This is a genomic window from Collimonas arenae (assembly GCF_000786695.1).
GTDB classification, from domain to species: Bacteria; Pseudomonadota; Gammaproteobacteria; order Burkholderiales; family Burkholderiaceae_D; genus Collimonas; species Collimonas arenae_A.
In genome coordinates, this window is sequence record NZ_CP009962.1 from 5177521 (window position 1) to 5191286 (window position 13766).

Below are 13766 nucleotides of genomic sequence, written 5' to 3' on the forward strand. Positions count from 1 at the left end.
AACTAGGGCCGCAGCGATGCGGCCTTTTTTATGGCTATGTCCCTTGCTTGATCGCCTGGCACACATTTACTTTTTGACAGTTTCTTATGAACGACCAGCAATTACTCCGCTATTCGCGCCACATCCTGCTGGATGATATCGACATAGCCGGCCAGGAAAAATTCCTGGCAGCGCATGCCCTCATCATCGGCGCAGGCGGCCTTGGCTCACCGGTGGCGATGTACCTGGCATCGGCCGGCGTCGGCCGCATCACGCTGGTCGATAACGACACGGTCGACCTGACCAACCTGCAACGGCAGATCCTGCATACCAGCGAACGGATCGGCCAGGCCAAAGTCAGCTCGGGTAAAGCCGCCATGGCGCAAATCAACCCGGAGATCGAGATCATCGCCCTGTCCGAGCGCGCGGACCAGGCGCGTCTGCATGCATTGGTCGCCGACGCCGACGTTGTCGTCGACTGCAGCGATAATTTCTCCACGCGGCAAGCGATCAACCGCACCTGCGTTGCGCTCAACGTGCCGTTGGTGTCCGGCGCCGCCATACAGTTTGACGGCCAGATCAGCGTCTTCGATGCGCGCGATGAAAAATCGCCATGCTATGCCTGCCTGTTTCCGCCGGACCGCGAGTTTGAAGAAATCGCCTGTTCCACTATGGGCGTATTTGCGCCGCTGGTCGGCATCATCGGCAGCATGCAGGCGGCGGAAGCGCTCAAGCTGATCGCCGGCATCGGCACTTCCCTGTCAGGATTTCTCCTGATGCTGGATGCCCGCAGCATGGAATGGACACGCATCGGCGTCACCCGCGATGCCGCCTGCCCGGTCTGCGGACAGCGGCACCGCCCCTGAATTAAGCGCTGTGCAAGGCGCGTACGGCGCCCACCGCTTGCATGGCTTTCAGCGCGCGCAGTTTCTGGATAGTGTCCGCACAAGCGCGCGCTGCTTCCGCGCCCTTCACCAAGAAATGCTCATAGAAATACTTGTGATGTTCCTCGCCGCCGTGGAAATGATGCGGCGTCAATACCGCTGACAATACCGGCACGCCAGTTTCCAGCTGTACTTGCATCAGGCCGGCGATCACCGCGTGGGCGACAAATTCGTGACGATAGATGCCGCCATCCACCACCAGCCCGGTTGCAACCACCGCAGCGTACCTGCCGCTATTTGCCAGCAGCTTGGCGTGCAAGGGAATTTCGAAAGCGCCGGCGACTTCAAAGAAATCGATGTCCTGCTCGCTGTAGCCGGCATGCGCGATTTCGGCAATGAAAGCGATACGGCATTGATCGACGATCTCGCGGTGCCAGCCGGCCTGAATGAAGGCGATGCGCTCATTGGCTGCGCCCAGGATTTTTGTTTTGATATCGACTGCTGAGGTTTGTTGCTGTTGCATGTGAAGACTCCTGTTTAAATGATAAAAACAGGGCGCGTTGGATCGAAAGGAAGCACGTAATTATTCAACACGACAAACGCCAACGCCGATGCAAATGGCAACAGCCCTGCCGTCGCCTAGGCGACACACAGCATGACTCTATCGGTTCAGATAAACACGGTACAACCTGTTCTCTCTTTATCCGGACTATACCGTCGGCCCCGGAATCACACCGGGTCTGCTGACCTTGCTGCAAGAAATCGCAACAAGCGCTCGCGGGCTATGCGCATTGCACGCAATTACCGCCGGTGGGGAATCGCACCCCGCCCTGAGAACGTCTCGGCGCGCCATATTGATTAGCGCACCGAGCGGAGAATTTATCACATAAATTGCGGCGCTGCACAAGCACGCCAGGTCTGGCAACCGCCGTGTCAGCCGGCCTCAGCCGGTTTTCCTGGCGAGTCCGAGATAGGTATCGATCACCTTTGGATCATGCGCCAACTCTGCGGCAGGACCTTGCAAGACCATATCTCCGGTTTCCAGCACATAGGCGTAATCGGCAGCCTGCAAAGCCGCGCGAGCGTTTTGCTCGACCAGCAGGATTGCCACGCCGGTCTGCTTCAAACGCACGATGATGTGGAAAATCTCTTTGACGATCAGCGGTGCCAGACCGAGGCTGGGCTCGTCCAGCATGAGTAATTGCGGCTTCGCCATCAAGGCCCGCCCTACTGCCAGCATCTGCCGTTCGCCGCCGGACAAACTGCCGGCCAGCTGCTTGCGCCGCTCCTGCAAGCGAGGAAACAGGTCGAACACCACCGCCATCTGATCGGCATAGCCGCTCTCGCCTTCCTTGTAGCGCCGATAGCTGCCGAGCAGCAGATTGTCTTGCACCGTCATGCTGGCAAACAGTTCGCGCTTTTCCGGCACCAGGCACATGCCGCGCGCGACCCGGGTTTCGATCGCCACGCCATCGGTATTTTGCCCCAGCAGACGCACTTTGCCGCGCATGCTGCCGTTATTCGGCATGGCGCCGGCAATCGCATTAAGCATGGTCGACTTACCGGCGCCATTGGGGCCGATCACTGTCACAATCTGGCCCGCACCGACTTGCAAACCGGCGCCATGCAAGGCTTCGACCTTGCCGTAGGCAACGTGCAGATCGCTTACTTCCAATACGGGATTGGCAAGAGCATTATTCATCGATGCCTCCCAGATAAGCTTCCAACACCGCCAGATCCTGCTGGATTGCGGCCGGCAAGCCTTCTGCAATCTTGCTGCCGAATTCCATGACCACCAAATGATCGGTCAGGTTCATGACGAAATCCATATCGTGCTCTACCAGCAAGATGCTCATCCCCTCGGCTTTCAGCTTGCGCAGCAATACCGCCAGCGCCTGCTTTTCCTGGTAACGCAATCCAGCCGCCGGTTCATCCAGCAACAACAAGGTGGGATCGCAGCACAAGGCGCGGGCGATTTCGAGGATCCGTTGCTGGCCCAGCGCCAGGCTACCAGCTTCTTCGTACAGCAAATGGCCAAGACCGACACGCTCCAGCTGCTTCCTGGCCTCGAACAGTAACGCCTTTTCTTCCGCACGATTGAGACGCAACAAGCTGGCCGCAATGCCACTGACATCGTTGTGGCTGCCACGTAGGTGTGCGCCAATGGCAACGTTCTCAAGCACCGACATGCTGCTCATCAGGCGCACATGTTGGAAGGTGCGAGCGATTCCGCGTGCAACGATCCGGCGCGACGGCAAGCCAGAGATCTGCTGCAATTCCTGCTGTGCACGAAACCTGATCGCACCACTGGTCAATGGCAGAACCCCGGTCACCAGATTGAACATGGTCGATTTGCCGGCGCCGTTGGGGCCAATCAGGCCGACGATTTGTCCTGCCTCGACGCTAAAGCTCATGTCATTGACCGCAACCAGGCCGCCAAATTTCTTGCGTGCGCGATCTATCTCCAGCACCACCGCCGCATCTGCATGCTTGCTTCTCGCCGGTAACGCCGTCGCGGATTCCGGCGCCCTTACTGTCGGCTTGGCAGGCGCCAGTTTGCGCAGATACGGCCACAATCCATCGCGTGCGCGTTGCAGCAGCAAGACCATGAGAATACCGAAGACGATGGTTTCGAAGTTACCGCTGGCCCCCAGCAGTTTCGGCAGCCACGATTGCAGCTGGTCTTTCAGTACAGTCAGCAGCGCCGATCCCAGGATCGCACCCCATACATAACCGGCGCCGCCAACCACCGCCATGAACAGGTATTCGATACCGGCATTCAGGCCGAACGGCGTCGGACTTATCGAGCGTTGCAGATGCGCATAGAGCCAGCCAGAAACGCTGGCCATCAAAGCCGCCAACACGAAGATCAGCACCTTGATCCAGGCCGTGTTGACGCCCATCGCTTCCGCCATCACGCCGCCGCCGTTTAGCGCGCGAATGGCGCGGCCGGGACGCGAATTCAACAGATTTTGCAGGCCGGCCAGCGCGATCAGCAAGATTACCCAGATCAGATAAAACATCTTGCGGCCGCTATCGAGCTCGATGCCCAGCAGATTGATGGCGGGAATGCCGTTCAAGCCGTCGTACTTGCCGAGAAACTCTAGGTTACCGAACAGGAAGTAAAGCGACAAAGCCCAGGCAATTGTCCCGAGCGGCAGGAAATGTCCTGACAGCCGCATGGTAATGCCGCCTATCGCCAATGCCGCTACGGTCGTCACGCCCAAGCCAGCCAGCAGACCGATCCATGGCGACAGGCCGAATTGCGTGCTCAGGTAAGCTGTGGAATACGCGCCAAGGCCGACAAAGGCAGCCTGGCCGAACGAAGTCAGCCCGCCAACTCCTGTCAGCAGCACCAACCCCAGCGCCACGATCGCATACAGGCCGATGTAGTTGGCCAGCGTGATCCAGAATTCCGGCGTCGGCAAAATCGGCAATAAACCCAGGATGGCGATAAAAGCGATCAGCGGTAGAAACCGCACAGAGAGATGACGCATCACTGGTCTCCCTCGTCAACCTGCTTGCTGGTCAGCGAACGCCATAGCAGCACCGGAATGATCAGGGTAAATACGATCACTTCCTTGAAGGCGCTGGCCCAGAACGAAGAATACGATTCCAGCAAACCCACCAGCAAAGCGCCGGCGGCGGCAATCGGATAACTGCCAAGACCGCCGATAATGGCGCCGACAAATCCCTTCAAGCCGATCAGGAAACCGCTGTCGTAGTAGATGGTAGTCAGCGGCGCAATCAGAATGCCGCACAAGGCGCCCAATGCGGCGGCGAGCGTAAATGCCAGCCGTCCGGCCTGCGTGGTGCCGATACCGACCAGCTGCGCGCCAAGCCGGTTGACAGCCGTGGCGCGTAAGGCCTTGCCGGACAAAGTACGTTCGAAATAGAGATAGAGCGCCACGATCAGCAGCAGGGAAACCAGGATGATCACGCAACTCTGGCCGGAAACGGTCAAGCCGCCGATCTCGAAACGGGCGTCGGAAAACGATGTGGTGCGCGAACCTTCAGCGCCGAACATCAGCAAGCCGATACCCGTCAAGGCGTAGTGCACCGCTACCGAAACAATCAACAAGACCAGGGTGCTGGCCTCCGCCAGCGGCTGGAACGCCAGCCTATAAACCATCGGCCCCATCGGCACCACGATCGCCAGGGTCAGCAATACCTGCAGCGGCATGGCCAGCGCAGCATGGCCATACACCCGCGCAACGGCGTAGATCGCCAGCGGCAGCAGCACGAATTTCAGCAAAGCCAGGCCGATGCGGCGGACAACCGTAGCGCGGCTTTCGCCATTACGACCCACAGCCAGCGCTACCGCTTCCTGGATAAAGCTCAACGCGCCAAGCACCACCAGCAAGGTCGCCGACAAGGGAAATTTGTCGGCCTGGATGGCCGCCAGCGTCAGGGCGCCGAAAGCCACGAACTCGCCCTGCGGGATAAAGATGACGCGGGTGACTGAAAACACCAGCACCAGCGCCAAGGCCAGCAGCGCATAGACGGCGCCGCTGGTGATGCCATCCTGCGCCAGGATAGCGGCGATTGAGAAATCCATAAATATACCTGTGCTGCGTGATGTTGTCCGGATTGCCGGGGTTACCCAAGTTACCGGGATTATCGAATTACTGCGCAGCGCCCAGCAGTTTCCATTTTCCGCTAACGATTTCCACCATCACGCGGGAGCGCTGGTCGAAACCGACGTGATCGGTCGGACTCATGTTGACGATGCCTTGCGAGACCGGCAGGTTTTTGATGGCTTCGATGCTGTCGCGCAGCCCGGCGCGGAACTCAGGACTGCCGGGCTTGCCTTTCTTGAGGGCCGCAGGTGCGGCGGCGCCAAGCAACATGCCTGCATCCCAGGCATGGCCGCCGAAAGTGGAGATGCTGCCGACGCCATAGGCCTTTTCGTAGGCACTACGATAAGCCATCGCCGACTTCTTGACCGGATTGCTGTCCGGCAGTTGTTCTGCCACCAGCAAGGGGCCGGCGGGCAGGAAAGTGCCTTCGCAATCCTTGCCGCAGACGCGCAGGAAATCGTTATTGGCGACGCCGTGGGTCTGATAGATTTTGCCTTTATAGCCACGCTCTTTCAGCGTCTTTTGCGGCAAGGCGGCCGGTGTGCCGGCGCCGGCGATCAGCACCGCGTCGGGATTGGCGCTAACCATCTTCAACACCTGGCCGGTGACCGACGTGTCGTTACGCGCGAAACGCTCGTTAGCGACGATCTTGATCTTGCGCAGCTCGGCCAGCTTGGAAAATTCACGATACCAGCCCTCGCCGTAAGCATCCGAGAAGCCGATAAAAGCCACGCTCTTGACGCCGGCATCCGCCATGTGAGCGATGATTGCAGTCGCCATGTGCGAGTCATTTTGCGGCGTCTTGAAAATCCAGCGGCGCTTGGCGTCGACCGGCTCGATCAGCGCGGCCGAAGCCGCCATCGAAATCATCGGCGTGCCGGATTCGGCGGCGACGTCGCTCATCGCCAGCGAACCGGGAACTGCGGTCGAACCGATCAGCAAGTCCACCTTTTCTTCACTGACCAGCTTGCGCACATTCTTGACTGCGGTGGTGCTGTCCGTAGCGTCATCGAGCACAATATACTGCACCTTCTGGCCGGCGATTTCCTTCGGCAGCAAGGCAAAAGTATTTTTCTCAGGGATACCCAGCGAAGCCGCCGGACCGGTGGCGGACACGCTCACGCCAACCTTGATCTGTGCGTATGCGCCGCCGCTACTTGCGGCCAGGGTGATTGCCAGTGCTGCGGAAACGGTCGTCCCCAACCATGCTTTTTTCATCTGATCTGCTCCATGTGGTTATAGCGCTTGGATGCCGCCGTCACAGGCGGCGACAATGGCGCCAAGCCCAGCGATGGTAGCAAAAAAATCAAACCAGCATCAGCGCGACCTGTTGCGCGGCGTCGGCTCCGGGCTTGTGCTGGAAACGGCTCTTGGCGAAACGCTGCCAGCGGCCCAGCACGAAACTTGCCAGGATATTGGCCCGCATCGCGGTTTCTGCCTCATTCGCTTCGCCCTGCGCGGCAGCGGTTCGCAGCGCCTGCTTGAGCGCCAGTTCGATACGGTCGACGAACTGGTTCATGCGCAGTTGCAGACGTTCGTCCTCATTGACCAAGGCATCGCCGATCATGACGCGGGTCATACCCGGATTGCGTTCGGCAAAATTAAGCAGCATCAGCGTAATCGCCTGCGCCTGATGCAAGCCCTTTTCCTGCTGTTCGGTAATCTGGTTGACCAGGCCGAACACGGTGCTTTCGATAAAGTCGATCAAGCCTTCGAACATTTGCGCCTTGCTGGCGAAATGCCGGTACAACGCCGCTTCCGACACCTCGATCCGAGCCGCCAGCGCAGCCGTGGTGATTTTTTCGCCCTTTGGTTGTTCCAGCATGACCGCGAGGGTCTGAAGGATCTGAAGTTTACGCTCGCCTGGTTTAGTAGTAGCCATGGTTTTTATTTTAGTAATAATGGAGATAATGAAAACTGGAGCAGAACCGGAACGCCGGCGCTGTAGCGCTGCTTCAGCGCAAACGGTGCAGATTCTTGCTCAACTGACGGACGGATTTTACTTTGACATCGACGTAATTGGGGCGCTTTATCGTATTTGACTGGTCCTTCAGGTACTGCGTCACCCACGCGGTACGCATCCCGACCCGCTTGGCGGCCTTCAGATTGACGATGGTGTCCTCCACCAGAATGCAGCGCCGTGCCGGAACCTTCTCGCGCGCCACCAGTTGTCGCAGCATGTGGCGCGACGGCTTGGGGCGCAACTGGCGATGCACATGCATGGCCTCGATCGAAATATGCTTGCCGAAATGACGCTGCAGGCGCAGATGGCGCATCACATCACCAGAATAGTGCAGCGGCGCATTGGTCAGCAAGATCTTGCGCCCCGGCAGCCGCTTGAGCAAATTGATCAGGCCGCGTTCCGCCCGAATCATGCCCAGCAGGTCGTCGAAACGATGCGCTTCGCGCAAAAAATCTTCGGGCCGTACCTGGTGATGTTTTACCATGCCCAGCAAGGTCGCGCCATAGCGCCGCCAGTAATTCTCGCGCGCGGCATTGACGGTAGCGGCGTCGGCATCGATGCCGTCACTGCCGAGGGTACGCGCCATGAAGGCGTTCATGTTGACGTGAATCGCCGGAAAAATCGCATGCGAGGCATTGTGCAAGGTATTGTCCAGGTCGAACAGCCAAAGCACGGCGTGTTTGTTCCCCTTTGTATTTTTTCTTCCTGTATCCATTACCATGATGTGCGCCGGTGATTTTCCGGAATTTAAAATCGCTGAGTCGTGAAGTCGCTGAATCGTTGATTCGATAACCAAAGGGGAACACGTGTTTCGTCAGATTATAGTTTCATTAGGTGCAACCGGCCTAGGTTCGGCCGCCGGATTACTCGCGCAGCTATCTTGCCTGTGCCAACGGACCCGGCTACGCCGGCTGCTGCTTCCCTTGGGATTTGGTGCATTGCTGGCGGGCGCGCCGCCGCTGTTCGCCCAGGATGTCATCGCCGGCGCATCGCTACAGCCTGCCGCCGGCGTTCGCCAGGGTGGCGCCATGTTTCAGGTACAACGCGACGGCCACAGCGCCTACTTGTTCGGCACCATCCATGTCGGTAAAGCCGATTTTTATCCCTTGGATGCAAAAATATTGCAAGCAATACAACAATCGTCCTGTATCGCACTGGAAATCGATCCGAACAATAATCAGGCCATGGTTCCGCTGATAAAAAAGTACGGCATCTATCCGGATGGTAAATCGCACCAGAAGGATTTGCCGCCAAAGCTGCAAAAAGAGCTCGCCGCCCTGCTGGAAAAGTACGGCATGGCGCCGGACCAGGTCGCCAGCCTGAAACCCTGGCTGATAGCGACCATGCTCGGCATCAATGAATACAGCAGCCAGGGTTATCTGTCGCAATATGGCGTCGACACCACCTTGGCCAATCTTGCAAAAAAAAGCAACAAACGCCTGGTCGAACTTGAGACCGCCGACGCACAGCTATCGCTGCTTGGGAGCTTGTCGTACACCGAGCAAGTTCAGTTTCTGCAAGACAGCATCGATGAAATCCAGGATCCAGCCAAAGCGCAGCGCTCGCTCGAACTGGTCAATTTGTGGCGCAGCGGCGATGTCGACGGCTTGGCCGCAATGCTGGCGGAAATGAATTCCGAGGACACATTTGCCAGTAAATTCATGCAACGTTCCCTGCTCGACGGCAGGAATCCGGGGCTGGCGGACGGCATCGCCAAGCTGGCCAACTCGACCAACGCCCCCTTCGTCGCTATCGGCATGTTGCATCTGGTCGGACCGAACAGCGTGCTGGCGATATTGCAACAGCGTGGTTATACGGTGACACGGGTTTACTAACATCTGGCCCACTTCCCATTTCTCAGACTGCTGCCATTTCCGTGTTCTGCGAATTGATTTGATTTACATCAAATCAATTCGCAGCGTTTCCTTTTACAGTGAAGGTCAACATAGATCTCTCACCAAAAACGGGAATAGGAAATGAAAAAAGCGGTATGCATATCAACGCTTTCAGCACTGGCGCTGGTCTTGGCCGGCAACAGTATGGCGCAAGAAAGTCCTTGGCAAATACGGCTGCGCGCCGATTACCTGAAACCGGCGAACAAGTCCGATCCGATCGGCGGCGTTGGCGCCTCCGACCGTTTGCAGGTCAACAACAAGACCATCCCTGAAATCGACATTTCCTATTTCTTTACGTCCAATTGGGTAGCGGAACTGGTCTTGACCTATCCGCAAAAACAGAATGTTTCGCTGGACGGAAAGAATATCGGCAGTTTCAAGCATTTACCGCCAACGCTGACCTTGCAATACCACTTCCTGCCGCAAGCGCAGTTCAGCCCCTATCTCGGCGCCGGCGTGAGCTACACCCGCATTTCGAACGTCGATCTGCTCAATGGCGCAGGTTCGCTGGACAACAGCAGCTGGGGCCTGGCACTGCAAGCCGGGCTCGACTATAAGCTGGACAAAAACTGGTTACTCAACCTGGATGTGAAAAAACTGCAGATCCGTAGCGACGTCTATGCCGGCGGCGAAAAAATCAGTCGCGTGCAGATCGATCCCTGGCTGATCGGCATGGGTGTCGGTTACCGCTTCTAGACCGGCCGCGCAATCGCGCTCTCCGGAAATCGATGTCTCGTCAGTCTTTCCCCGGACTGTTGCGCGCCAGGTATAAAACTGCCTGGCGCGCTTTTTTGCCATTGTCTATATGACCCCGGATGGCAGCACGGATAATCTCGACAATCTTTGATCGAGATCAAAGCCGCACCGGCGCAATTTTCCTAAGATCAGACGGCGTCATTTCCATATCAAAGGTTTGCCACATGCATTTCTCCCACTTGCCCGAACCGGTATCACCGTCGGCAGCCATGCCGCATCGCAAAGTGATCCGCTCCTGGCTGCTGCCGGTCGCGCAACGTAATACCGGCCGTGCGCTGGCATTGGTGCTGCTCGATCTGTGCTTGTTCGCGCTGGCGATCACCGCCACGGTCTGGCTGCAAAATACCGCCATAAAATTGCTGTTCGGCGCAATCGCCGGCTTCATCATCGGCCGTCTGTTCATCCTCGGCCATGATGCCTGCCATCAAAGCTTTACGCCGCACCGACGCCTCAATCGCTGGCTCGGCCGCCTGGTGTTCCTTCCCTCGCTGACGCTTTACAGTCTGTGGGATGTGGGCCATAACATGGTGCATCACGGCTATACCAATCTGAAAGGCTTTGATTTTGTCTGGCACCCGCTGTCGCTGGACGAGTTCCAGGCCCTGCCGCGCTGGCGTCAGTGGCTGGAGCGCGTCTACCGTAGCGGCTGGGCGCCGTGGCTGTATTACCTGGTTGAAATGTGGTGGCAGCGCATGTATTTTCCGAACCGCCGCACCATGCCGACCCGGCGTCCGGTATTTGTCTGGGACGGCGTCCTGGTGACGATGGCGGCGCTGGTCTGGATTAGCCTGCTGGTTATCGCCGCGCTGGCCACCGCGCAATCGATCTGGCTGACGTTAGCGGCTGGCTTTGTGTTGCCGTTCCTGTTCTGGAATGCAATGATCGGTTTTGTCGTCTACGTGCATCACACCCACACCGGCATCGCCTGGTACGATCAAAAAATCAAATGGGCGGCGTCGCAACCGTTTGTCTCGACTACCGTGCACCTGACCTTCCGCTATCGCATCGGCGCGCTATTGCATCACATCATGGAACACACCGCGCATCATGTCGATATGAGCATCCCGCTGTATCGCCTGCAGGAAGCACAGCAGATTCTTGAAACCATGCTGCCCATGCGCATCGTGATCCAGAAATTTTCATGGCGCTGGTATTTCGATACGGCGCGGCGTTGCAAGCTGTATGATTTCCGGCGCCAATGCTGGACCAATTTTTCCGGCCTGCCGACCAGCGCGGCTGCCGTCGTCAGCTGATCTTGGCCCATTCGTGCCCAACTTGTGATCAATTCGCAACGAGGTTTCGGCCGCTGTGCAACCGGCGGCGGTAAAATGGCGTGTCTTGGCAACATACAAAGCCACGCTTTCCATCGGATCCTGTCATGAATCACGCTCCCCTCCACGCAGCGCCGCTGCTGGACATCAGGGCCCTGCGCTCCAGCTGTTCGTCTTGCAGCATGCACCAGCTATGCCTGCCGATGGGGCTGGATGAGTCCGAGATGCAGCGCCTGGACGGCATTATCGGCCGCCGCCGCATCGCGCGCGATGAAACCTTGTATCGTATCGGCGACAAATTCAGCGCTTTGTATGCGGTACGGGTGGGCCAGTTCAAAACCTCACAAGCCAATCCCGACGGCGCCCAGCAAATCACCGGCTTCCAGATGAGCGGCGAATTGCTCGGCATGGATGCGATCAGCACCGATACCCATCAATGCGATGCGATGGCATTGGAAGATAGCGAAATCTGTGAAATTCCATTCGTGCGGCTCGAAGAACTGTTCGGCGACATCCCTACTTTGCTGCGGCACTTCCATCGCATCATGAGCAAGGAAATCACACGCGAACAAAGCGTCATTCTGCTGCTTGGGAACATGCGCGCCGAACAGCGCTTTGCCGCGTTCCTGGTCAACCTGTCGTCGCGCTACGCGGCGCGCGGCTATTCTTCGACCAGTTTCCAGCTGCGCATGACGCGCGAAGATATCGGCAACTATCTTGGCCTGACGATTGAAAGCATCAGTCGCCTGCTGTCCAAACTCAAGAAAGACGGGATGCTGAAAGTCAGCAACCGGGAAATCGAACTTGTCGACTTGCCGGCGTTGAAAAGACTGGCGACCGGCGGCGAGACCTGCGCCTGACCGTCTGCTATCAGCGTCAGACTGGCATCAGATGGTTTTCGAGTACCGCAAAGGCTCTTTCGCAGTACCCAGGTAACGGTCGAACACCATGCAAATATTCCGGATCAGCAAGCGCCCTTTCATCGTGACGCTGATCCAGTCGTCTTCCAGCAATAGCAAACCATCCGTTTCCAGCAATTTCAGCTGCGCCAGCTCTTTCGCAAAATAGGCGGCAAACTTGACAGGATGGGCCATCTCGATCGATGCCAGCGACAATTCGAAATGGCACATCAGACGCTGGATGATCAGCCGCCGCAACAAGTCATCCATGCTCAGTTTGATGCCGCGCGCAATCGGCAGTTGTTGCTGGTCGAGCCGCTGATAGTAGGCTTCCAGCGTCTTTTCATTCTGGCTGTAGCTAGCGCCGACCGCACTGATCGCCGATACGCCGCATGACACCAGGTCCGCCTCGGCATGCGTCGAATAACCTTGGAAGTTGCGGTGCAGGCGTCCCTGCCGTTGTGCGATCGCCAGGTCGTCCTCCGGCCTGGCGAAATGATCCATGCCGATGTATATATAGCCGGCCTCGGTCAGGCGCCGGATGCACAGGAACAGCATGTCGATCTTGCTGGCCGGCGTCGGCAGATCGTCGCCGGCAATCCGCCGTTGCGGCTTGAACAAGTGCGGCATGTGAGCATAGTTGTAGATGGCGATGCGGTCCGGCGCAGCGGCAATCACTTTGTCCAGTGTTTGCGCAATCGACGTCAGGCTCTGCTTAGGCAAGCCATAGATCAGATCAATGCTGATCGAGCGGAAGCCGGCAAAGCGCGCGGCATCGATGATGCGCAGCGTGTCCTCCTCCGCCTGGATACGGTTCACCGCCTTCTGCACTGCGTGGTCGAAATCCTGCACGCCCAGGCTGAGCCGGTTGAAGCCTTGGCGGCGCAGCGTGACGATGCGCTTCGGCGTGACCGTGCGCGGATCGACTTCTATCGAATATTCGCCCAGTTGATCCGGCGCAAACTGGAAATGCTGGTGCAGATGCGCCGTCAAATCGCTCATTTGGCGATCGCTTAGATAGGTCGGCGTGCCGCCGCCGAAATGCAGCTGCTCAACCCTGTTCATCCCTTGAAACAGAGCCGCCTGCATGGCAATCTCGCGCTTCAGGTAAGTCAGGTAATGCGCGGCCTTGCCCAGGTTTTTACTGATCACCTTGTTGCAAGCGCAGTAATAGCAAACCGTGTCGCAAAAGGGAATGTGCAGATACAGCGACAAGGCATGCCGCGCACCCATCGCCCGCCGGCCGGCAACCGCCTGCTCATAGGCTTCGGCGCCGAATACATCGGAAAACCTGTCTGCCGTCGGATAGGAGGTATAGCGCGGTCCGAGCTGATTTAATTTTCTTAGCAAAGTCGGTTCGAACGCAAGCGCAGCCAGCGATGCAACCGCGGCGATCGGCTTTGGGGAAGTTAACATGGTCTGGCTCCGGCAATTGGCTATGTCTATCGCTACAGCCTAGCTGCCTGGAGCGGCCTGCGCTTTGACATAGATCAAGCCGGCGTGACTATGACCGCTACTGAGACGCGATAGTGCCTATAA

At 57.9% G+C, this 13766-nt stretch carries 13 protein-coding genes and 1 riboswitch; of the genes, 5 read left to right on the plus strand and 8 right to left on the minus strand.

Annotated features, from left to right (window positions below; genetic code table 11):
* Nucleotides 1-86: 86 nt before the first annotated feature.
* Nucleotides 87-845 (plus strand): HesA/MoeB/ThiF family protein, encoded by a 759-nt coding sequence (locus tag LT85_RS22885; RefSeq protein ID WP_038493577.1) that lies wholly within the window; start codon nucleotides 87-89, stop codon nucleotides 843-845.
* Between the two features lies 1 nt (nucleotide 846).
* Here the strand turns inward: LT85_RS22885 and LT85_RS22890 are convergent, their stop codons facing one another.
* The 7 genes from LT85_RS22890 to LT85_RS22920 all read right to left on the minus strand — a co-directional run bounded on the left by LT85_RS22890 (nucleotide 847) and on the right by LT85_RS22920 (nucleotide 8121).
* Nucleotides 847-1386 carry a 6,7-dimethyl-8-ribityllumazine synthase gene (locus LT85_RS22890; RefSeq protein ID WP_038493580.1) on the minus strand — a complete coding sequence of 180 codons (540 nt, stop codon included), beginning with the start codon at nucleotides 1384-1386 and terminating at the stop codon, nucleotides 847-849.
* Between the two features lie 164 nt (nucleotides 1387-1550).
* A riboswitch (FMN riboswitch) is annotated at nucleotides 1551-1705 on the minus strand.
* Between the two features lie 101 nt (nucleotides 1706-1806).
* Nucleotides 1807-2565 carry an ABC transporter ATP-binding protein gene (locus tag LT85_RS22895; RefSeq protein ID WP_038493583.1) on the minus strand — a complete coding sequence of 253 codons (759 nt, stop codon included), beginning with the start codon at nucleotides 2563-2565 and terminating at the stop codon, nucleotides 1807-1809.
* A complete protein-coding gene (locus tag LT85_RS22900; protein ID WP_038493586.1) occupies nucleotides 2558-4360 on the minus strand; it encodes a branched-chain amino acid ABC transporter ATP-binding protein/permease in 1803 nt (600 codons plus the stop codon). Before LT85_RS22900 ends, LT85_RS22895 begins: the two co-directional genes overlap by 8 nt.
* Nucleotides 4360-5421, minus strand: a complete 1062-nt coding sequence (locus LT85_RS22905; RefSeq protein ID WP_038493590.1) for a branched-chain amino acid ABC transporter permease — start codon at nucleotides 5419-5421, stop codon at nucleotides 4360-4362. Before LT85_RS22905 ends, LT85_RS22900 begins: the two co-directional genes overlap by 1 nt.
* 67 nt (nucleotides 5422-5488) lie before the next feature.
* The gene (locus LT85_RS22910; protein WP_038493593.1) at nucleotides 5489-6661 is read right to left on the minus strand and encodes an ABC transporter substrate-binding protein; all 1173 of its coding nucleotides are present in this window, start codon (nucleotides 6659-6661) and stop codon (nucleotides 5489-5491) included.
* An 88-nt stretch (nucleotides 6662-6749) separates the two neighbouring features.
* Nucleotides 6750-7325, minus strand: a complete 576-nt coding sequence (gene slmA / locus LT85_RS22915) for a nucleoid occlusion factor SlmA (protein WP_038493596.1) — start codon at nucleotides 7323-7325, stop codon at nucleotides 6750-6752.
* A gap of 73 nt (nucleotides 7326-7398) precedes the next feature.
* A complete protein-coding gene (locus LT85_RS22920; RefSeq protein ID WP_052135409.1) occupies nucleotides 7399-8121 on the minus strand; it encodes a pyrimidine 5'-nucleotidase in 723 nt (240 codons plus the stop codon).
* 91 nt (nucleotides 8122-8212) lie between these two features.
* Here LT85_RS22920 and LT85_RS22925 point away from each other — a divergent pair, with 91 nt between their 5' ends.
* From LT85_RS22925 to fnr, 4 genes are all read left to right on the plus strand, one after another.
* Nucleotides 8213-9241 carry a TraB/GumN family protein gene (locus tag LT85_RS22925; RefSeq protein ID WP_156117618.1) on the plus strand — a complete coding sequence of 343 codons (1029 nt, stop codon included), beginning with the start codon at nucleotides 8213-8215 and terminating at the stop codon, nucleotides 9239-9241.
* Between the two features lie 141 nt (nucleotides 9242-9382).
* Nucleotides 9383-9997, plus strand: a complete 615-nt coding sequence (locus LT85_RS22930; protein ID WP_038493599.1) for an OmpW/AlkL family protein — start codon at nucleotides 9383-9385, stop codon at nucleotides 9995-9997.
* 224 nt (nucleotides 9998-10221) lie between these two features.
* Complete coding sequence (locus tag LT85_RS22935) at nucleotides 10222-11310, plus strand: fatty acid desaturase (protein WP_253273607.1); 1089 nt, start codon at nucleotides 10222-10224, stop codon at nucleotides 11308-11310.
* Between the two features lie 125 nt (nucleotides 11311-11435).
* The gene (fnr, locus tag LT85_RS22940) at nucleotides 11436-12188 is read left to right on the plus strand and encodes a fumarate/nitrate reduction transcriptional regulator Fnr (RefSeq protein ID WP_038493605.1); all 753 of its coding nucleotides are present in this window, start codon (nucleotides 11436-11438) and stop codon (nucleotides 12186-12188) included.
* Between the two features lie 27 nt (nucleotides 12189-12215).
* Here fnr and hemN read toward each other — a convergent pair whose 3' ends face one another.
* Nucleotides 12216-13643, minus strand: coding sequence for an oxygen-independent coproporphyrinogen III oxidase (gene hemN / locus LT85_RS22945; protein WP_038493610.1), 1428 nt, complete (start codon nucleotides 13641-13643; stop codon nucleotides 12216-12218).
* Nucleotides 13644-13766: the final 123 nt, after the last annotated feature.

Coding starts and splice junctions, on each gene's coding strand:
- LT85_RS22910 (WP_038493593.1), bottom strand. CDS start 6,661: ATGAAAAAAGCATGGTTGGGGACGACCGTTTCCGCAGCACTGGCAATC.
- slmA (WP_038493596.1), bottom strand. CDS start 7,325: ATGGCTACTACTAAACCAGGCGAGCGTAAACTTCAGATCCTTCAGACC.
- LT85_RS22890 (WP_038493580.1), bottom strand. CDS start 1,386: ATGCAACAGCAACAAACCTCAGCAGTCGATATCAAAACAAAAATCCTG.
- LT85_RS22920 (WP_052135409.1), bottom strand. CDS start 8,121: ATGGATACAGGAAGAAAAAATACAAAGGGGAACAAACACGCCGTGCTT.
- hemN (WP_038493610.1), bottom strand. CDS start 13,643: ATGTTAACTTCCCCAAAGCCGATCGCCGCGGTTGCATCGCTGGCTGCG.
- fnr (WP_038493605.1), top strand. CDS start 11,436: ATGAATCACGCTCCCCTCCACGCAGCGCCGCTGCTGGACATCAGGGCC.
- LT85_RS22930 (WP_038493599.1), top strand. CDS start 9,383: ATGAAAAAAGCGGTATGCATATCAACGCTTTCAGCACTGGCGCTGGTC.
- LT85_RS22885 (WP_038493577.1), top strand. CDS start 87: ATGAACGACCAGCAATTACTCCGCTATTCGCGCCACATCCTGCTGGAT.
- LT85_RS22900 (WP_038493586.1), bottom strand. CDS start 4,360: ATGCGTCATCTCTCTGTGCGGTTTCTACCGCTGATCGCTTTTATCGCC.
- LT85_RS22935 (WP_253273607.1), top strand. CDS start 10,222: ATGCATTTCTCCCACTTGCCCGAACCGGTATCACCGTCGGCAGCCATG.
- LT85_RS22905 (WP_038493590.1), bottom strand. CDS start 5,421: ATGGATTTCTCAATCGCCGCTATCCTGGCGCAGGATGGCATCACCAGC.
- LT85_RS22895 (WP_038493583.1), bottom strand. CDS start 2,565: ATGAATAATGCTCTTGCCAATCCCGTATTGGAAGTAAGCGATCTGCAC.